The 19,296-nt window shown below is 63.7% G+C and carries 20 protein-coding genes; 11 read left to right on the top strand and 9 right to left on the bottom strand.

Annotated features, from left to right (window positions below; genetic code table 11):
• The first annotated feature begins 3 nt into the window (after positions 1-3).
• The 9 genes from EB809_RS18580 (at position 4) to EB809_RS18620 (ending at position 7,404) form a co-directional block, all read left to right on the top strand.
• Entirely contained in the window at positions 4-1,380 is a 1,377-nt protein-coding gene (locus tag EB809_RS18580; protein WP_123636345.1) for a peptidylprolyl isomerase, read from the top strand.
• On the top strand, positions 1,377-2,378 hold the full coding sequence (pdxA, locus tag EB809_RS18585) for a 4-hydroxythreonine-4-phosphate dehydrogenase PdxA (protein WP_123636346.1): 1,002 nt from the start codon (positions 1,377-1,379) through the stop codon (positions 2,376-2,378). Before EB809_RS18580 ends, pdxA begins: the two co-directional genes overlap by 4 nt.
• Positions 2,371-3,159, top strand: a complete 789-nt coding sequence (rsmA, locus tag EB809_RS18590; protein WP_123636347.1) for a 16S rRNA (adenine(1518)-N(6)/adenine(1519)-N(6))-dimethyltransferase RsmA — start codon at positions 2,371-2,373, stop codon at positions 3,157-3,159. The genes pdxA and rsmA overlap by 8 nt, the downstream gene beginning before the upstream one ends.
• Before the next feature lie 54 nt (positions 3,160-3,213).
• On the top strand, positions 3,214-4,014 hold the full coding sequence (locus EB809_RS18595) for a symmetrical bis(5'-nucleosyl)-tetraphosphatase (protein WP_123636348.1): 801 nt from the start codon (positions 3,214-3,216) through the stop codon (positions 4,012-4,014).
• Positions 4,015-4,021: 7 nt separating this feature from the next.
• Positions 4,022-4,432, top strand: a complete 411-nt coding sequence (locus tag EB809_RS18600) for a DUF423 domain-containing protein (RefSeq protein WP_263317011.1) — start codon at positions 4,022-4,024, stop codon at positions 4,430-4,432.
• Entirely contained in the window at positions 4,401-4,610 is a 210-nt protein-coding gene (thiS, locus tag EB809_RS18605; RefSeq protein WP_236012308.1) for a sulfur carrier protein ThiS, read from the top strand. The genes EB809_RS18600 and thiS overlap by 32 nt, the downstream gene beginning before the upstream one ends.
• Positions 4,611-4,739: 129 nt before the next feature.
• Positions 4,740-5,534, top strand: a complete 795-nt coding sequence (locus EB809_RS18610) for a thiazole synthase (protein ID WP_123636350.1) — start codon at positions 4,740-4,742, stop codon at positions 5,532-5,534.
• A gap of 166 nt (positions 5,535-5,700) precedes the next feature.
• Entirely contained in the window at positions 5,701-6,297 is a 597-nt protein-coding gene (gene slmA, locus EB809_RS18615; RefSeq protein WP_123636351.1) for a nucleoid occlusion factor SlmA, read from the top strand.
• A gap of 252 nt (positions 6,298-6,549) precedes the next feature.
• Entirely contained in the window at positions 6,550-7,404 is an 855-nt protein-coding gene (locus EB809_RS18620) for a substrate-binding periplasmic protein (RefSeq protein ID WP_123636352.1), read from the top strand.
• Here EB809_RS18620 and EB809_RS18625 read toward each other — a convergent pair.
• The 3 genes from EB809_RS18625 to EB809_RS18635 all read right to left on the bottom strand — a co-directional run bounded on the left by EB809_RS18625 (position 7,387) and on the right by EB809_RS18635 (position 11,419).
• Entirely contained in the window at positions 7,387-8,187 is an 801-nt protein-coding gene (locus EB809_RS18625) for an inositol monophosphatase family protein (protein ID WP_123636353.1), read from the bottom strand. The genes EB809_RS18620 and EB809_RS18625 overlap by 18 nt on opposite strands.
• Before the next feature lie 106 nt (positions 8,188-8,293).
• Positions 8,294-9,589: a pyridoxal phosphate-dependent aminotransferase gene (locus tag EB809_RS18630; protein WP_123636354.1), complete on the bottom strand. Its 1,296-nt coding sequence runs from the start codon at positions 9,587-9,589 to the stop codon at positions 8,294-8,296.
• 159 nt (positions 9,590-9,748) lie between these two features.
• Complete coding sequence (locus EB809_RS18635; RefSeq protein WP_123636355.1) at positions 9,749-11,419, bottom strand: acetolactate synthase large subunit; 1,671 nt, start codon at positions 11,417-11,419, stop codon at positions 9,749-9,751.
• Between the two features lie 244 nt (positions 11,420-11,663).
• On the opposite strand from EB809_RS18635, the gene EB809_RS18640 reads away from it, so the two are divergent.
• Positions 11,664-12,356 carry a response regulator gene (locus EB809_RS18640; protein WP_190294963.1) on the top strand — a complete coding sequence of 231 codons (693 nt, stop codon included), beginning with the start codon at positions 11,664-11,666 and terminating at the stop codon, positions 12,354-12,356.
• Here the strand turns inward: EB809_RS18640 and EB809_RS18645 are convergent.
• The 5 genes from EB809_RS18645 to EB809_RS18665 form a co-directional block, all read right to left on the bottom strand.
• Entirely contained in the window at positions 12,312-14,072 is a 1,761-nt protein-coding gene (locus tag EB809_RS18645) for a hybrid sensor histidine kinase/response regulator (RefSeq protein WP_123636357.1), read from the bottom strand. The genes EB809_RS18640 and EB809_RS18645 overlap by 45 nt on opposite strands.
• Positions 14,073-14,141: 69 nt before the next feature.
• Positions 14,142-15,251, bottom strand: coding sequence for a lipase secretion chaperone (locus tag EB809_RS18650; protein WP_123636358.1), 1,110 nt, complete (start codon positions 15,249-15,251; stop codon positions 14,142-14,144).
• A 56-nt stretch (positions 15,252-15,307) separates the two neighbouring features.
• Positions 15,308-16,234 carry an esterase/lipase family protein gene (locus tag EB809_RS18655; RefSeq protein ID WP_123636359.1) on the bottom strand — a complete coding sequence of 309 codons (927 nt, stop codon included), beginning with the start codon at positions 16,232-16,234 and terminating at the stop codon, positions 15,308-15,310.
• 172 nt (positions 16,235-16,406) lie between these two features.
• On the bottom strand, positions 16,407-16,736 hold the full coding sequence (locus EB809_RS18660) for a DUF3301 domain-containing protein (RefSeq protein WP_123636360.1): 330 nt from the start codon (positions 16,734-16,736) through the stop codon (positions 16,407-16,409).
• Positions 16,737-16,738: 2 nt separating this feature from the next.
• Positions 16,739-17,611 carry a prephenate dehydratase gene (locus EB809_RS18665; protein ID WP_123636361.1) on the bottom strand — a complete coding sequence of 291 codons (873 nt, stop codon included), beginning with the start codon at positions 17,609-17,611 and terminating at the stop codon, positions 16,739-16,741.
• Positions 17,612-17,731: 120 nt separating this feature from the next.
• Between EB809_RS18665 and EB809_RS18670 the strand changes: the two genes are divergently transcribed.
• Complete coding sequence (locus EB809_RS18670) at positions 17,732-18,235, top strand: DnaJ domain-containing protein (RefSeq protein WP_123636362.1); 504 nt, start codon at positions 17,732-17,734, stop codon at positions 18,233-18,235.
• Between the two features lie 7 nt (positions 18,236-18,242).
• Here EB809_RS18670 and EB809_RS18675 read toward each other — a convergent pair whose 3' ends face one another.
• Positions 18,243-19,031, bottom strand: coding sequence for a secretin N-terminal domain-containing protein (locus EB809_RS18675; protein WP_123636363.1), 789 nt, complete (start codon positions 19,029-19,031; stop codon positions 18,243-18,245).
• Between the last annotated feature and the right edge of the window lie 265 nt (positions 19,032-19,296).

Below are 19,296 nucleotides of genomic sequence, written 5' to 3' on the forward strand. Positions count from 1 at the left end.
AATATGAAGGCATCCCTGCGCCTGTGCGCACGTGTCATGGTCCTGCTGATGCTGGCGGTGACTGCCCAGAACGCACTGGCTGAACGCAAGCCGCTGGACAGCGTCATCGCCATCGTCGATGACAGCGTGATCCTGCAGTCCGAACTGGACAGCCGGGTGCGCACGGTCAAGGCCCGGCTCAACGCCCAGGGCACCAGCCTGCCGCCCCAGAGCGTGCTGGAGAAACGAGTGCTGGACCAACTGATCCAGGACTCCATCCAGCTGCAGATGGCGGACAAGATGGGGATGCGGATCAGCGACAACGAGCTGAACGACACCATGCAGAGCATCGCCAAACGCAACGGCTACACGCTCGAACAGTTCGAGGACGCCCTGGCCAGCGAAGGACTCACCTACCGTGAGGCCCGCGAGCAGATCCGCCGCGAAATGCTGATCAGCCGGGTGCAGCAGCGCCGGGTCGACAGCCGGGTGCGTGTTACCAAGCGGGAAGTGGATAACTTCCTCCAGGCCCAGGCCGGCCGCGAAAAGAGCGGTGAGGAATACCTGCTGGGCAACATCCTGGTGGCCGTCGACGACTTCAACAATGCCGACGAAGTGGACGCCGCCCAGGCCAAGGCCGAGAAGCTGCGCCAGGAAATCGCCAACGGTACCGATTTCAAACAGGTGGCCGTGGCAGAGTCCGACGGCTCCAACGCGCTGGACGGCGGTGTGCTGGGCTGGCGCACCGAAAACCAGTTGCCGTCCCTGGTGGTCGACGTGGTGCCCGAGCTTGAAGTGGGTCAGCCGTCCCAGGTACTGCGCAGCGGCAGCGGCTTCCACATCGTGACCGTGCTGGACAAACGGGGCGGCGACAACGGCAAGCTGGTGGAGCAGTCCAAAGTCCGTCATATCCTGATTCGTCCGAGCGACGCGCGCACCGACGCCCAGGCCCAGAGCCTGATCAACGAGATCTACGACAAGCTCAAGAACGGCGCCGACTTTGCGGCACTGGCCAAGGAATATTCCGACGACAGCGTCTCCGGTTCCGACGGCGGCAACCTGGGCTGGGTCAGCCCGGGCGAGATGGTGCCGGCGTTCGAGCAGGCCATGAAAGAGGCGAAAGTTGGCGAACTGAAAGGGCCTTTCCGGTCCCGCTTCGGCTGGCATATCCTGCAGGTTCAGGATCGCCGCCAGAAAGACATTGGTGACAAGCTGAAAGAAAACGAAGCCCGCCAGGTGCTCTACCGCCGCAAGTACGAAGTCGAGTTGCAGAACTGGCTGCGTGAAATCCGCGAAGAAGCCTACGTGGACATCAAGGGCCAGGACGACGACAACGCCCAGGCCAAGGGAAAAGGCGGTGACACGCCCGGCAATCCGCAGGAGAGCGCTGACGCATCATGACCCAGCCGCTGACCCTGGCCCTGACCGCCGGTGAACCGGCGGGCATCGGTCCCGACCTCTGCCTGCAGCTGGCGCAGGAAACGCGGGAGGCGGGGATCGTCGTGGTGGCTGATCGGGAATTGCTCGAGTCCCGGGCCGTCACACTGGGTCTGGATGTGGCACTTCGGGACTGGCAGCCGGGCGATGCGGCGGAAACGGCCGCGGGCCGGTTGTCCGTTCTCACCGTCCCGGGCCTGCAGACCCGCGAAGCCGGCCAGCTGGATGTGGCCAACAGCCGCTACGTCCTGGCGACCCTGGAAACCGCGGCACGCGGCTGTCTGGACGGCACTTTTGACGGCATGGTCACCGCGCCGGTCCACAAGGGCGTGATCAACGACGCCGGCATTGCGTTCAGCGGCCATACGGAATTCTTGCAGGATCTCTGTGGTGTCGAGCGGGTGGTGATGATGCTCGCGACCGACGGTCTGCGGGTCGCGCTGGTAACCACCCACTTACCCCTGAAAGACGTTTCCGCGGCGATTACTCCCGAACGCCTGACCCAGGTCACGCGCATTCTCGATCACGACCTGAAAACCTTCTTCGGGGTGGTCGAGCCCCGCATCCTGGTGTCCGGACTGAATCCCCACGCGGGTGAGGGGGGGCATCTGGGCCGGGAGGAAATCGAGGTGATCGAGCCGACGCTGGATCAGTTGCGCGGTGAAGGCCTTCACCTGATCGGCCCGCTGCCCGCCGACACCCTGTTCACGCCGCACTGGCTGGATGACGCGGATGCCGTGCTCGCCATGTACCACGATCAAGGCCTGCCGGTGCTCAAGTTCAAGGGCTTCGGCAATGCCGTGAACGTGACGCTGGGGCTGCCCATCGTGCGCACATCCGTCGATCACGGCACCGCTCTGGATCTCGCCGGCAAAGGTACGGCTGACGCCGGAAGCCTGCACACCGCCATAATCACTGCAATCAAGATGGCGCGTTGTCGCCGGGATGCCGCTCATGTCTAAATCCGCCGGCCATCAGGCCCGTAAACGCTTTGGCCAGAACTTCCTACACGACCCGGGCGTGATCGAACGCATCGTGCGGGCGATCCATCCGCAGCCGGACGACGTGCTGGTGGAAATCGGTCCGGGCCTGGGCGCCCTGACCGAAGAGTTGCTGGCCGTGAATCCGGCGCTGCAGGTGGTGGAACTGGATCGCGACCTGATCCCGGTGCTGCGGACCAAGTTCTTCAACTACCCCGACTTCCGCATCCACGAAGCGGACGCGCTGCGCTTCGATTTTGCCGAACTGGCACAGGACAAGCCCCTGCGGATTGTCGGTAACCTGCCCTACAATATTTCCACGCCGCTGATCTTCCACCTGCTGGAGCAGGCGGGCGTGGTGCAGGACATGCACTTCATGCTGCAGAAGGAAGTGGTGCAGCGTCTGGCGGCCACGGCCGGCGACAAGCACTATGGCCGGCTGGGCATCATGGCCCAGTATTTCTGTCAGGTGCAGCCGCTTTTCGAAGTCGGTCCGGGCGCCTTCCGACCGGCGCCGAAGGTGGATTCGGCCATCGTTCGTCTGGTGCCTCATAAGACGCTGCCGTTTCCGGCGAAGGACCTGAACCTGCTACAGTCTGTGGTGCGAACCGCTTTCAATGCGCGGCGCAAAACCCTGCGTAAGGCGCTGGGCAGCCTCGTCAGCGCGGATGACTTGCGCGCACTGGATATTGACGATGGTCTGCGTCCGGAGAACCTGACCCTGCAGGAATACGTCCGTATCGCCGATTTTCTCGCGGGTTAAAGGCGCCGTCGTTCCGCTCAGGCAACGCACCGTAATGAATGGATTTCGAGTCCCATGACCGATTACGCCGTAGGTGACATCCAGGGTTGTTACGACCGCCTGCAGGATGTCCTCGACATTGTCGATTTCTCGCCCTCACAGGATAGCCTGTGGGTGGCGGGAGACCTGATCAACCGCGGGCCGTCATCACTGGCGACCCTGCGGTTCATCGAGAGCCTGGGCAGTTCCGCCCGGGTGGTGCTGGGCAATCACGATCTGCACCTTCTGGCGGTGGCCCTGGGCGGTCACGCCATCAAGCGCAAGGACACGCTGCAGGAAATCCTCGATGCCGAGGACGTCAATTACCTGATTGGCTGGCTACGCCGGCAGAACCTGGCGATTTATGATGCGGCCAGGGACCTGTTTATGAGCCATGCCGGCCTGCCGCACATCTGGTCGGTGAATGACGCCCTGGGTTACAGCCGGGAGTTGGAAGCCGTATTGCAGAGCGGCGACGCTGAAGGCTATTTTCGCGAGATGTACGGCAACGAACCGGCCGGTTGGCAACCGGGGCTGACCGGCATGGACCGCTGGCGGGTGATCACCAACTATTTCACCCGCATGCGTTTTATCGCCGAAGATGGCCGGCTGGACCTGATTACCAAGGATTCCGCCACCAATGCTCCTGAAGGCTTTGCGCCCTGGTTCCAGTTCCCCCGTCAGGATCAGACCCGGGTCATCTTTGGCCATTGGGCGTCGCTGGAAGGCCGCACCGGGATCGATCGCTACATCGCGCTGGACACCGGCTGCGTCTGGGGTGGCAAGCTGACCCTGATGGACCTGGACAGCGGGGAGCGCGTGCACTGTGACTGCTGAGCGCGGCGTGACCCGCTGGATCCTGCTGGTGGGAGCCCTGTTTGCGCTGACCGGCGTCATGGCCGGCGCCTTCGGGGCTCATGGTCTGCGCCAGATGGTTTCCCCGCGAGGCCTGGAGGTCTTCCAGACCGGCGTGACCTATCAGATGTATCATGCCCTGGCGCTACTGGCGGTTGCCGTCCTGAGTGGGTTGGGGCTGGCGCACCGTTGGCTGAAGGCGGCCGCCGGCTTCTTCATCGCCGGCATCCTGCTGTTCAGCGGCAGTCTGTACGGCCTGGTGCTGCTGGAACTGAAGGCACTGGGGCCTGTCACGCCCATGGGAGGGCTGTGTTTCATGATCGGCTGGATCTGTCTGGTGATCGCAGCCGTCAAACGTCATCCGGAGAATGAAGATCGTGCTGATTCAACTGAACGGTGAATCCCGCGAACTGACGGACACCGCAACCGTCGCCACCCTGATCGAACAACTGGGACTGGGTGGACGGCGCCTGGCGGTGGAAGTCAACGAAGACATCGTGCCGCGCAGTCGCCACGGCGAGCATCGGCTGCAGGCCGGTGACCGGGTCGAGGTGGTTCACGCCATCGGCGGCGGCTGATGGCGTAACCGCCGTTCCGGACGGGGCCGCGGCGTATCGCGCACCGGGTTTCACGCGCTGTTTATCCAATCCCTTTATTGTTTGACCCATTCCAGCGGGGCGTCGTCCCGCTGCAGTCAGGACCACGTTATGACCGAGCCAAAACAGGACAAACCACTGATTGTCGCCGGGCGCACCTACCAGTCCCGCTTGCTGGTGGGGACCGGCAAATACCAGGATCTGGAAGAAACCGGCCGGGCCATCGAGGCCAGCGGTGCGGAGATCGTCACCGTGGCCGTACGCCGGACCAACATCGGCCAGAACCCGGACGAGCCCAACCTGTTGGATGTGGTTTCGCCGGATCGCTATACCATCCTGCCCAATACCGCCGGCTGCTTCACCGCCAAGGATGCGGTGCGCACCTGTCGTCTGGCCCGTGAACTGCTGGACGGCCACAATCTGGTAAAACTGGAAGTGCTCGGGGAAGAGAAAACCCTGTACCCCAACATGCCGGCGACGCTGGAGGCGGCCGAAACCCTGATCAACGACGGGTTTGAGGTGATGGTGTACACCAGCGACGATCCGCTGCTGGCCAAACGCCTGGAAGAAATGGGCTGCGTTGCGGTCATGCCGCTGGGCGCGCCGATCGGCTCCGGGCTGGGCATCCAGAACCGCTACAACATCCGCATGATCGTCGAGAACGCCGACGTGCCGATCCTGGTGGATGCCGGCGTGGGCACCGCGTCGGATGCTACCATTGCGATGGAGTTGGGCTGTGACGGCGTGCTGATGAACACCGCCATCGCCCAGGCCGGTGACCCGATTCGCATGGCCCGGGCCATGAAGTTGGCGATCGAGTCCGGTCGCGAAGCCTGGCTGGCGGGGCGCATGCCTCGGCGTGCCTACGCCAGTGCCTCGTCGCCCATCGACGGAACGTTTTTCTAGGACACATCGACCGAAAAAGAGGAGCGATAAAGGCTCCCGATCAAAGAAAACAGAACCGCGATAAGGCGGTCACGTGGGGGCAGCGCTGGTCCCCGGAAAGACCCGGGCAGGCTGGCATACGGTGAGCCGGTCCGGAGAAACCATCTTTCGGAGCTGGAATTACCGAATGACTGACAAAACACCGAGCCGCCGCGAGCGGATCCTGCAGACTCTGGCAGAAATGCTGGAGACTGACCCCGATGCACGGATAACCACGGCGGCGCTGGCGCGTTCCGTGGGCGTGACCGAAGCCGCCCTGTACCGGCATTTTCCCAGCAAGCGGAAAATGTTCGAGGGCCTGATCGAGTTTGTGGAGGAAACGGTGTTTACCCGCTGCCAGCTCATCCTGCGAGAGGAAGAGGACGCCCGCAGCCGGCTGCGCAAGCTGGCCCAACTGGTGCTGGTGTTCGCCCAGCGCAACCCCGGGCTGTGCCGGGTGCTGACCGGCGACGCCCTGGTGGGCGAGGATCCCGGCCTGCGGCATCGGGTGTCCCAGTTCTTCGAACGCCTGGAAACCCAGGCCCGGCAGGTCATCAAGGAAGGGGAAATCCGCCAGGGCCTGCGCCCGGCCACCAGCTCCGCGCGCACGGCGGAATGGTACACGACGTTGATCGAGGGCCGTATCCAGCGGTTTACCCGATCCTCCTTCCAGCATCGTCCGGATGCGCATTTCGATGAATTCTGGGAAGCGCTTGCGTTAGGGATCTGGCGCACAGCAGAATAGGGTCTTCAACCGCTACGCTTTGCCCGTGTTTTGCGCTGCCTCTCAGGCATTGGCCAAGGATCGCATTACACTCCGTAAGATAGCGGTTTCATAATAACAAGATTGGGGCGGGAAACGCCCCGACTTCCAGGCGTGGTGGAGGGACGGTTGCCGTTTCAACGAGGCAGCCAGCCCTGAGGACCCGGAAGCAGTTACCGGCAGGGCCGGTACCGGTGAAATCGCGTGATGGTCTGAACCAGGCGATGAATCAGGATGTCTCAATACAGATTGGTATGTTCCGGCGGGCTGGCGTTTCTGGCCGCCGTGCTCTTCCCCCTATCCCAATGCTTCGCGGACACTGATCCTGCGGAGCATTCCGTTGTCGAGATCGCGACCGGCGACTGGCAACCCTATGTCGACGCGTCGCTGCCGGACTTTGGTCCCATGGGCCACATCATCAAGCTGGCCTTCGCCCGGGCTGGTTATGACGTCAAATTCAACGTCTATCCCTGGACCCGCAACGCCCAGTTCGTCGCCACCGGCGAACAGGACGCCATGATGCCCTATTACTGTTCCGACGCGCGGGCCCGCAAGTACCTCTGCAGCCTGCCCATCGTCGATGGCGAACAGGTGTTTTTCTATCGGCGCGGGGACCAATTCGACTGGGACAGCATGGCGGATCTGCAGGGCTACACCATTGGCGCCACCCTGGGGTATTTTTATGGCCAGCCGTTCGAGCGGGCCGAAAAGGCGGGGGAGATTACCGTCAAACGGATTGCCGAGGATGCCGGCAATGTGCGGCTGCTCGCCCATGGCCGGATCGATCTCTACCCGCAGGACCGGGCGGTCGGTTACGGCATGATCCGTGCCGTCCTGCCCAAGGACCAATGGGGATCGATCACGCACGACCCGCACCCGTTGCATCGCAAGTCGTTGCACCTGCTATTCAGCCGCAAGACCGGCCGGGGCGACGAGCTGATGGGGCAGTTCAACACCCAGCTCCAGGCGATGCGCGAGAGTGGCGAGCTCGACAATCTGCTGGAACCCATCTATGAGGACCAGCGGGCCGTGCACCGGGCTCACTCGGCCGCCGTTCATGACGACGAGGCGTCAGGCGTTGCCGAGTAAATCCTGCAGCCGGTCGAACAGGGCCGGCGCGCAGATCAACAGATCCTTCGGCCAGAGATCCTCGGGGTAACCCGCCGGCACCGGCGAGAAATGCCCGCAACGGGCTCCGGCCTCCAGCGCAATCACCCGCGCTGCCGCAAAATCCCACGGGCTGACGGTCTCGTAATAGGCGTCCAGGCGTCCTGCAGCCACCCAGCAGATATCCAGCGCCGCCGAGCCAATGCGTCGCAGGTCGCGGCAGTGATGGAGCATCACGTCCAGCCGCCGGATCAGCGGCGCCAGTTCATCCTTGCCATAAGGGAAGCCGGTGGCGAACAGGGCCTCGCGCGGGGTGTCGGCCTCGCTGTTGTGGATGGCTTCGCCGTTCAGGGTGGCCCCCTGACCCAGCACAGCCCGGAAGGTCTCGCCGGCAAACGGCGCGTGGACCAGACCCATCTGCACCGCTCCCTGATCGGCAAAGGCAATGGACACGGCCACCTGGGGATGGCCATAGGCGTAGTTCACCGTGCCGTCGATGGGATCGACAATCCACAGCGGCGTGTCCAGGTTCTCCGCCTGGCTCTTATCCGGGGACGCTTCCTCGGAGAGGATGCGATGGTCGGGAAAGCGCGTGCGGATGGCCTTCGCAATCAGCTCGTCCGCCATCACGTCGGCGTGGGTGACCAGTTCGGTTTGCGCCTTGTAGTCGGTTCGCAGGCGGTTTCCCTCGCGCTCACGGACGATCAATTCGCCCGCTTCACGGGCAATCTGTTCGGCAAAATCGGCAATTTCAGTCAGGGACACGGGCTGTCCTTTTGCATAGCGGCGGATGGGAAGGCTCAGGATGCCTGTTTGTCGGGAAGGTGACAATGCGGAACCGGACCCGAGTCTCCCGGGGCCCGGCGCTGAGTCAGAGGGCCTCCAGCCATTTCTCCAGCTTGTCCATGGCCAGCTTCAGGCGCGGGCAGGCCTGATCGACGAAGGCGTCGTCCAGGGGCGTGTCGGCGTAGTCGCTGGCAGCCAGGGCCAGAGCTTCGCCCCCGTCGAAGTCGACAAAGGCCAGGCGCGCACTGAGCTTGTCCGGTACGAAGCCGAAGTCACTGGCGGGCAGAATGGCGATGCCGGTGTCTTCCAGAATGGCTGTACACAGGGCCGGGCTGGTCTTGATGTCGTGGCGGGCCAGCGCCTCCTGATAGTCCACGAAGTCCGGGAACAGGTAAAACCCGCCTTGGGGCCTTTGGCACCAGATGCTCATGGCCTCCAGCCGGCGGTGCAGGTACTCGCCAATCACCTTGAGTACGCGCCGGGAATTGTGCAGGTAGAGGTCGATGTCCTCGCCGCCATCGAAGGCGGTGACTGCCGCGTGCTGGATGGGCGCGCTGGTGGCCGTGTAAGTCTCGCTGGCGATGATCGCCATGGCGTCCTGCAGCGGGCGCAGTTCTTCCGGGAAGATAAAACACCCCACACGCCAGCCGCCCGCGCCCGCCCACTTGCTCAGACCGGTGCTGATGATGGTGCCTTCCGGGTAGTAGCGGGCGATGGACTTGTGTTGTCCTTCGAAGTGCACCTCGCCGTAGATCTCATCCGACAGCAGGATCAGGTTGTACTTGCGGGCCACGTTGGCAATGGCCAGCAGCTGATCGTCAGTGTAGGTGCAGCCGGTCGGGTTGGACGGGTAGTTGAGGATCAGGATGCGCGGCCGGGTCGGGTCGTCGCGGCAGATGATGTCCAGTTCCTCGGCGGTCAGCTGCCAGTTGTTCTCCGCATGGGTCGGCAGCCAGTGGACCGAGCGACCGATGATGCGGGCCTGCGGTGCATAGGACACCCAGCTGGGGCGCGGGATCAGCAGGTCACCGTAGTAGGCCAGTTGCAGGATGAACAGCAGTTCCTTGGAGCCCGGGCCGATCAGGACGTCTTCCCAGGTCGATCGCATGTTCTGGCTGCGGTTGATGTAGCCGGAGATGGACTGACGCAGGGCCTTGAGCCCTTTCACCGGCAGGTAGTCCTTCTCGAAGGCGTGCTCGCGCAGGGCTTCGGTGACCCGTTCGGGGACGGGGAAGGGGGACTGACCCAGGCCGAGTTTGATGATGTCGCGCCCTTCCTGGCGGAGCTGGTTGCTCAGCTCGTTGATGCGCAGGGTGGCGGACGGCTGGATGCCGCGTACGTTCAGGTTGATGGCATAACGGTGGTCGGTTTGTATGTCCATGGCTCCGGTCTATGTTGGGGAGTGATTCCGGTGGAATCTCCGAACAGGCACCTCGTGTCGTGCCTGTTCGGCGGTTCCCAACCCCAGTATAGGAAATCGCCTTCCGGGATTAAGTCGCTCCCGAGTAGGTGATTGCCGAAGTCTGGACTGCAATCCGTCTCAGTTGCCTTTGTGGCAGGTCAACTGCTTCAGCTCCTCGTCGAAAACCCGGGTGTTTTCACGGTAATCCACCGGCACGTCCACCAGGTGAATGCCGCCGGCTTCAAGGGCTTTGGCCAGGGTGGGCGCCAGTTCAGCCGCGCTCTGGACGCGATGGCCGGTGGCGCCGTAGGACTCGGCGTAGCGCACGAAATCCGGGTTGCCGTAATCCAGTCCGAAGTTCGCGAAGCCGTCCTGCCCCTGCTTCCACTTGATCATGCCGTAGGCGCTGTCGTTGACGATTAAAATCACCAGGTTGAGCTTGAGCCGCACCGCGGTTTCCAGCTCCTGGCTGTTCATCATGAAGCCGCCGTCGCCGCAGATCGCCATGATCTTCTGGTCGGGATAGAGCATGGCCGCTGCCATGGCGCTGGGCAGGCCGGCGCCCATGGAGGCGAGGGCGTTGTCCAGCAACACTGTGTTGTTGTCGTAGGCCTTGTAGTTACGGGCGAACCAGATCTTGTACATGCCGTTGTCCAGCGCAATGATGCCGTCCTCAGGCATCACGCGGCGCACATCCGCAACAATCCGCTGGGGCAGGACCGGGAAGCTGTCGCTGTCGGTTTTCTCCCGCAGGTGCTTCTCCACCGATTCCTTCACCCGCATGAATTCCTCGAAATCGTGGTGTTCGCAGCGACCGCAATTCTCGGCCAGCCAGTCGACGCTGTTGGCGATATCGCCCACCACTTCGTGCTGCGGGAAATAGACCGGATCCACGTCTGCCGGGCTGAAGTTCACATGGATCACCTTCTTGCCGCCCGGGTGCATGAAGAAGGGGGGCTTCTCCACCACATCGTGGCCGACGTTCACCACCAGGTCCGCGTGATCGATGGCGCAATGCACGAAGTCGCCGTCCGACAACGCGGCGTTGCCCAGGTAACGGGGGTGGCGTTCATCCACCACACCCTTGCCCATCTGGGTGGTGAAAAAGGGAATGCCCGTGGATTCCACGAGGTTGATCAGTGCCTTGGAGATCCGTTTCCGGTTGGCGCCGGCGCCGATCATGATCAGCGGGTGTTTCGCCTCGCGGATCAGGTCGCAGGCCTGCTGCAGGCTCTTCTCGCTAGCGGTGGGCCGGCGGGCGTCGCTGGGGGTGAAGATGTGGGTGTCGGCATCGGCCATTTCCGAGGCGATGTCTTCCGGCAGCTCCAGGTGTACGGCCCCCGGGCGCTCTTCGGTGGCCAGCCGCACGGCTTCGCGCAGCTTGGCCGGAATGGTGTTGGCGTTGCTGATCTGGCGCGTGTATTTGGTTAGCGGGCGCATCAGGTCAACAATGTCGAGGATCTGGAACAGGCCCTGCTTGGACGACTTGATCGGCTTCTGGCCGGAAATCATCAGCATCGGCATGGCGCCCAGTTGGGCGTAGGCCGCCGCGGTGACCAGGTTGGTGGCCCCCGGACCCAACGTCGACAGGCTGACCCCGACCTTACCTGTGAGCCGGCCATAGGTGGCGGCCATGAAGCCGGCAGCCTGCTCGTGTCGTGTGAGGATCAACTGGATGCTGGAGGTGCGGATCGATTCCAGCAGGTCGAGGTTTTCCTCGCCGGGAACGCCGAAGATGTATTCGACGCCTTCTTTTTCCAGGGCGCGGACGAAAAGATCGGAACCCTTGATGGGGGCATGCTCAGTCATGCTGTTTTCCTGTGTCGCTGGGTCTTGGAGGCTGTCCAACTATGAGCCATGGCGCGCCGCCAGGGCAAGGGATGGTCGGTTAACAGCCTGTTAACCAGTCCCTGACGCGGTTCACATTTTCGACCGGGCGCACATCGCGAATGGGCGTCGCCGCGTATAGTAGATTGGCCGGAGAGTGAAGGATCATCTCAGTGATCCACAATGATGTGGCTCCCTAACAATAACAATGACCAGCTCGAGCATCATGACACAGATCAGCGACGACACTGGCATCCGTCAGTCCATCGAACCCACGGTCGGTCATATCCTGATCGTGGACGACCATCCCCTGTTCTCCAATGGCCTGGGCGACCTGCTGCTGCGCGAAGGGCTGGCCGGCCACATCGATCACGCCCGCAACCTGAACGAAGCCCAGCAACAATTGTCGGCCGCACCGGGCATCGACCTGATCCTGCTGGACCTGCGCCTGCCGCGGGAAGGCGGGCTGGCGCTGATGCCGTTCCTGGCGTCCGCGGGGCTGCCGACGCCGGTCATTGTGATTTCCAGTGCCGAGGACGAGGGCACGGTGCGTGCGGTACAGGCGGCCGGTGTGCAGGGCTTCCTTCCCAAGTCTGCCGGCCGGCGACAACTGGTGCGGGTGATCCGGGCGGTCGCGCGCGGCGAGACGGCGTTTCCGGCGAGCCTGCCCCCGGCGGCGTCTCCGTCAGGGCTGACGCCGCGCCAGCAGCAGGTGCTGACGCTGCTGGCCGAGGGCCTGCCCAACAAGCGGATCTGTCAGGTGCTGGATCTCACCGAACACACGGTCAAGACCCACGTGAAAGCCGTCTTCCAGCAGCTGGACGTCCACAACCGGACCGAATGCGTGGCGCTGGCCCGTTCCCTGGGACTGATTTCAGACCGCCTCGGTGTGCTGGATGCGGATCAGCGCAGCCCGTAGACGGGCCGGCACGATGGGTTTGTGCATCAACCACAGTCGCTGGGCCGGATCGTAGGCCTGCTTGCGCCCGGTATCGGCGGTAATCAGGATGCCGCCACCAACCGCGTTGGCAGCCAGCAGTTCCCGGAAGAGATCGTCGCCGGCGATGTCCGGCAGGTGCAGGTCGATGATGGCCAGGCCGAAGGCCTGTTGCCGGGCCAGGTGTCGGGCGAGGGCGCCGGTAGCGACGCTGAGTACGGCAAACCCCCAGCGTTCCAGGATCTGCTGCAGCGCCTCGCGGGCGGTGTCATCGTCCTCCACCAGCAGGATGCGGTCGCCCGCCGGCAGCTCGATGGGCATCGCCGCGGCGGGCTGGGTGGTAATGGCCTGCGCCGCCGGCAGGGTGACCCAGAACGTGCTGCCCAGTCCTTCGCAGGACACCACGCCGTGTTCGCCGCGCATCATGGCGGTCAGTTCCCGGGTGATCGCCAGCCCCAGGCCCAGCCCCGGTTGCGCCTGGTTGTCGGTGTCACGGCGGTAGAAGGTTTCGAATATCCGTGTCTGCTCATGCTCGGGCATGCCGCGGCCATCGTCGCGGACCCAGAGGCGGTGCTGACGGTCGCCGGCATCGACGCCGAGGGTGATGGTTTCTGCGCCGCTGTGCTGCAGGGCGTTGCCGATCAGGTTCTGCAGCACCCGATGCAGCAGGTGGGGATCGGCCTCGACCGCCAGGGCCGGATTGCAGTGCTCGACCACCAGGCTGACGCCCTGTTCCACCGCTTCGGCGTCCAACGCGTCCCGCGCCTGTTGCATCACCGTAGCCACCGGGACGGGCGCCATCACCGGCCGGATCATGTTCTCCTGGATGCGGGAGATGTCCAGTAACGAACCCAGCAGGCCATTGAAGTGCGTGACCGACTGGCTGAGTTGTCGCGCCAGTGGCCGTTGGTCTGCCGATAAGTCGGTCGCACTGAGATTGTCCAGCAAGAGGTTGATGACATTCAGGGGCTGGCGCAGGTCGTGGCTGGCGACGCTGATCAGGTGCGTCTTGGCCGCACTGTCCGCTTCCGCCTGTTCCCGGGACAGTTCCAGCAGGTGGCGGTCCAGGAAGTGGGCGCGCTGGCGGTATTCGCTCAGCCAGGCGCCAACCATACCGATCAGGTTGGCGGTGAGCAGGAAAAAGCCGTTCATCAGGATATCCGGCATGGGCGTGTCGAACGCCGCTTCCACACCGATGTAGCTGCCGATGATCAGCGCCGATCCCACGGACGCGGTGCGAAACGGCAGACCCATGACGAAGTAGCCGAACATCAGCATCAGCAGGATGCCATCGTAGGGCATGGGGAACGCCTGGCGGCGGGCCAGGGCAATGATCAGTACGACATTCAGCCCGCCCCAGATGTAGGCGCCGGCGTACCAACGGGCGAAGCGCTTGGCGCTGACCGGCGCGTAGCTCAGCCCCCAGATCAGCAGGATGACCGGACACGACAGCAGCAGGCGCACGGCAACGGTCTGGTGCGCCAGCTCGCTCGGCAGCAGGAAGGGATCCAGTGCGGCGTAGATCAGGAACAGGGCAACGGCGCTGATGGCCACCGGCCGCGCCCGTTCCGGCAGGGCATGCTGGCGTTGGTCGCGGTAGAGTTTTTCCAGGGCGGGAGTGAACCGCAGGCGCCGATGACCGGCCCGGCGCTGGGCTTCAAATTCGCTGGCCTGCACGGCGTTCTGTCCTGACTGCATGGGTGAGCCAGTCTATGCCGATTCAGCCCTGGCTGCCGGGCCTGGTGCACACTTCCGCCAAACCGTGCGTCAGGGTGAGGCCGTATCGAGCTGGCGCAGCCGCGCCCAGGTGCGCGTGCGCTCGTTATCGAAGTAATCGGCCAGCAGGGCGTCTTCCCGTTTGGCCTTATCGGCCGGAGCCAGACCGGCGTCTTCCAACTGCGCCCGCTCTTTCTGATAGGCCGCGTACTGGCTATCAAACTGGTCCCGCTCCTGCAGATAGGTTTCCACCTGCTGCGCCTGTTCCGAGGCCATGCCCAGGCTCCGCAACTGCTCGGCGGCCTCGGCTGGCGAGCTGGCTTTGTTCAGGGCTTCCTGGCGATTCAGGCTCTGTTGGGTATCGGCCACCAGCTGGTTTTCCGTGTGCCGGAGTGGCGCCGGGAGCTGCTGGCGCTGCCATTCGATCAGGGTCTGTTGGGCCTGGGGGCTCAGGTCGTCCCGCTGCTGGATTTCCAGGCTGGCCAGGGTGTACTCGCCGTAGGCTTCTTCCAGACCGTAGAACGCGTCGGCGGTCTCGGGGGAGAGCACGTTGCGCCGCAGCGCCTTGAGGTCGGCCAGGGCCTTGCGCAGCTGGTCCAGCTGGTAGGCCGGATCGCTGGCGCGGGCCGGATCCAGCGGCGTTTGCGACAGGGCGAGAGCCTGGCGCTTGTAGTCGATGTAGCGGCCCAGCAGGTTAATGGCCTCCTGCGCCGCGTCCGGGGGCAGGTTGCTGCGTGCCATGTCGGTGATGGCGTCCAGGGCCTCTTCCGGCGACACCTGACCCACGGCGCTGAGCATGTAATCGAAGAAATCCTTGGTCTGCAGATCGACAATCAGGTGCCCGGACGCATCCGCGCGCAGGCTGCCATCGATCTCGGTACCCGCCAGGGACGGCGCCAGGGGGGCGTCGTCCCACGTCCGTGGCGTGCTGGCGATCACCTCGGTGCCCGGTGTGTCGGCGTCGGCGGTGGTGTTGGCCAACCCGGGCTCTTTGACCGGCTGAGGTGGCTTGGCGGGCGTCGCCGGTGCCGGACGGTCTGTGTTCGCTATTGGCGTCGGGGACGACTCGGGCGTGGGCGCCAGCCAGAACACCGCGGCGGCTACGGCGCCGGCCAGACCCAGTGACAGCCAGATTCGGGTGGACGGACTCAAGGAACGCATGGGGCTCTCCGGTATGGCAGGGGATGCGGGGCGCCGCGCGGACGCCCCGGTCGGGATTACAGGCCGCGGTTCTTGAGACGGTTGGCCTGACTGCGGTAGAGGGCGACCGGATCGGTCCAGACGGAGCGGGCGCCGAACAGGTGGTTGATGGCGTCCACGTGGTTCATGTCGTAGCTGGTGCCGATCACGTTGCCCATCATGGTGGCGCAGACGCCGACCAGCCCGTCATTCGGCTCACTGCCGAAGGCGGCGGAGGTGATGCCCAGGAACGGATCAGACACGTCCGACCAGTTGGTGTAGACCGCATCGCCGGTCCAGGAGAAGAACTTGATCTTGTGGCCGCTGATGTAGACGTCCTCGTTGGTGCCGGTGCAGCCGTTCGGATTCACGCCCTTCCAACCCAGCGCATTATTCAGGGCTGTTGTGCCCGGCGTGGTCAGGGTTTCCAGCGCGGCCAGGCCGTCCTGCGGGTTATCGGAATCCGACAGGGCGTTGACCAGATCGCCCAGGGCATTGGCGATGGCGTTGACGCCGCCTTCAACCGTGCTGCCCGGAGGCAGGATGCCGCGGATCACGTCCGCCACCTTGGAGCCCTTGTTGACCCCGTCGATCGAGGTGATGGAGGCAATCCGGTTGGGGATCAGCGAAGCCGTCACCCGCGAGGTCGGTGCGCCCTGGGAGTGGGCCATCAGGTTGAACTTGGCCTCGCCCAGCGTGTTGATGTAGTTGGCCAACTGCTGACCCCGCTGTTCGCTGGAGTTCACGAAGGACACGCTGGCGGTATAGACCTTGGCGCCATCGCGCTCCAGGTTCCAGGGAATATCGTGGAAGTAGTTGATCAGGCCGCCGATGGTGCTGAAACCGGTGACGCCGTGGACGAGCACGATGGGGTACTTGGTCTTGGTGTAGCCCCACCAGGCAAAGGTGGGAGTGGATACGGCGGCACAGCACAGCGCCACCAACGGAATGATGAGTTTACGCATGGTTGACTCCGATTGTTTTTGTTGCGAAGCGCGGGAATGCCTTCTCCGAACGCTCCTGGGAGTGGTGGTTGCGGCAAAAAGGCGCCGCGTCCTGTCATCGATGCGCGATCATTATTGGGAATCGGGGACGGGGGCTGTATCGCCCATTTGGGGGAGGTTTAAAGGCGACAGGTCAATGCAGGTCGCCGGGCGGCATGCGGTGAGGGTCCAGCTGCATGTGCTCGATCCGGCTGCCGAGAAGAATCGCCCGACCGGTGTAGCGTTCCTCGCCGGTGGCGGTGAATTCGAACAGGAAGCGCCGCCAGACGCGAATGCGGCCTTCCGGATCCCGCTTGAACCAGAGACCGCGCAGGTAGACCGCGTCGTCCAGCAACGCCACGTCCATGGTCTTGCAGTACTGGCGGGCGGCCAGCAGCACCTGGTCCTTGATGGCCTTGGCACGCCACCAGTACCAGGCGACAAAGCCGAACAGGAACAGCCAGAACAGTTCACCCAGTTCCATCGTCAGTCCCGGAACTGGCGGCTGGCGCGGAACGGGTGGGCCTCGTAGGTGCCCAGGATACGCAGGTCCTCGGCGAAAAAGCCCAGCTCCTCAATGGCCAGCTGCAACGGGCGCTGGTCCACATGGCCTTCGATGTCCATATGGAACTGGCTGGCGCTGAGGCTGGTGCCGATGATGTAGCTCTCCAGCTTCACCATGTTCACGCCGTTAGTGGCGAAGCCGCCCAGAGCCTTGTAGAGCGCGGCGGGAATGTTGCGCACCCGGAAAATGAGGGAGGTGATGTAGGCCTTCTTCGAATCGAAGGCGGGGCGGACTTCTTCGCCGGACAGGATAATGAACCGCGTCGTATTGCCGAGGACGTCCTGGAACTGGTTGTCGAGAATGTCCAGGCCGTAGAGTTCGGCCGCCAGGCTCGAGGCGATCGCCGCCCGGCTGCGGTCCCCGCCATGGCTGACCGACAGGGCCGCGCCGGCGGTGTCCAGCATGGCCTCGGCCTGCAGTCCCAGGTTTTCAATGTGATGGGTGCATTGCGCCAACGCCTGCGGGTGCGATGAGACCGTCTTCAGATCCTCGATGCGGGTACCGGGCAGCGCCATCAGACAGTGATTGACCGGCTCGAAATGCTCGCCCACCAGGTGCAGCTTCATCTCCGGAATCAGGCGGTAGATTTCCTCCACCCGGCCGGCGGTGGAATTCTCCAGCGGAATCATGGCCCGCGCCGCCATGCCGTTCTCCACCGCCCGCATCGCGTCCACAAAACTCGTACAGGGCTGCACGGGCTGGTCCGGAAACACCTTCTGGCAAGCCAGGTGGGAATAGGCGCCCCGGTGGCCCTGGAAGGCGATGGCGGCATTGGCGGGTAATTCGGTGGTCATCGACAATATCCTTTTTGAAACACGTCCCGAACAACCTCCCGACACCGCGGAGGCTGTTTAAGAAAACTGTTATGCTCCCCCATCATACTGGATTGCCATCGTTGTTGGAGAACGCGATCCATGCACTGGATCCTGGGAATCATCCTGGCTGTTGCCCTGTTCTATATCCTGCGCGGCTGGTCCGAGCTGCCGGAAGAGAAGCGCAAAGCCTACCTGTTTCGTGGCGTGGCCGGCGGCTTTGCCCTGCTGATGCTGTTCATGGTGCTGACTGGCCGGGTCCAGGTGCTGGTGGCCGGCGTGGCGGCGTTGATTCCGTTCCTGCGCAAGCTGCCGGCCCTGTTCAAATACTTGCCGCTGGTGAACCGGCTGTACAGCCAGTACAAGGGCCAGAAAACCGGTGGGCAGCAGCAGTCGGGGGGACAGCAACGGGCACCGGAGCAGGCGGGCATGTCGGTCGCCCAGGCGCGGGAGATCCTGGGTGTGGACGCGAACGCCAGCCGGGACGAGATCGTCGCCGCCCATCGCCGCCTGATCCAGAAAGTGCATCCGGACCGGGGCGGCAACGACTACCTCGCCGCCCAGATCAACGAAGCCAAGGCCGTGCTGCTCGGCGGCAAGCGCTGAGCCACGGTTACTGCAGCACGTCCACCTTCACATCGAACTGCTGCGACTGATGGCTCTTGCCGCGCACTTCGTGGGTAATGCCGGACTGATTGCCCGCCTGTTTGCTCTCGGTGCCGCCCAACTGGAACCACTGGCCCGGATTCACCCGACGGATGGTAACCACCGCTTCGGTCTCATAGCCCTGGGGCAGATCCCCCTGCGGCGTGTTGTCGAAGGCGGTGATCTGCACCTGCACCTGCTGGTCGGAAATCACCTGCGGGGTGATCAGGAACCCGCTGCTGATGTCCACCTGCTTGAGGATGACCGCCGGGTCCCGGCCGCCCTGGATCGCCACCGGCAGGGCGCGGACCTGGCCGGACTTGATGTGAGCGGACTGGCCGTCCTGCACCACGAGCGTCTGCTCCTGGTTGCGGCGTGTGGTGATGGTCTTGCTCTGCCCCTGCACCGTGACGTTGCCGTTGTTGATGGTCACCCCGCCGCCCTGGGACTGGCTGCTGCCGCCGTGACCGCTGCGCACCGTAATACGCAACTGGGCCGGCGCAACGTCCATGGTGCCGATCAGCTCCTGCACTTCATCGAGAATCTGCGGCTCGGCCCGCACCACCATCTGCTGGCCTTGAGAGGTGATGTTGATCTGGTCGCTGGGGTAGAGCTGGCGGAGTTGCGCCGCGACATCCTGGGCCGGACGGTTATTCAGTGAAAAGGTTCGTACTTGCGGGGCGGCCAGGGCCACCTGGGCCATCAGCAGGAACAGCAGCGTGACGACGCCGCGGGTGAATAAGCCGTCTCTGGTCATTAAGTAGTCTCCGGTGGTTGCAAAACGGTCGATCTGCGCTATGATGCTGAGCATGAATATTTCACGCGACGTCTGTCAATTTAACTCTGTAGCGACTGCGGGTACCCCGGCAGGCGTTTCTGCGTCCGTGTATTTTTGGTGGTTTGCCTATGGCTTTTACTTTAGCCAGAGGTCGGGCCACGCGTAAAAACCTTCACAGAATTCAGGAAGGCGGCCCGGCGAAAACCCAGGCTGCCACCGGACTAAAAGCCCCGATCGGCAGCCA

The organism is Marinobacter sp. R17 (assembly GCF_003789045.1).
Taxonomy (GTDB): Bacteria; Pseudomonadota; Gammaproteobacteria; order Pseudomonadales; family Oleiphilaceae; genus Marinobacter_A; species Marinobacter_A mangrovi.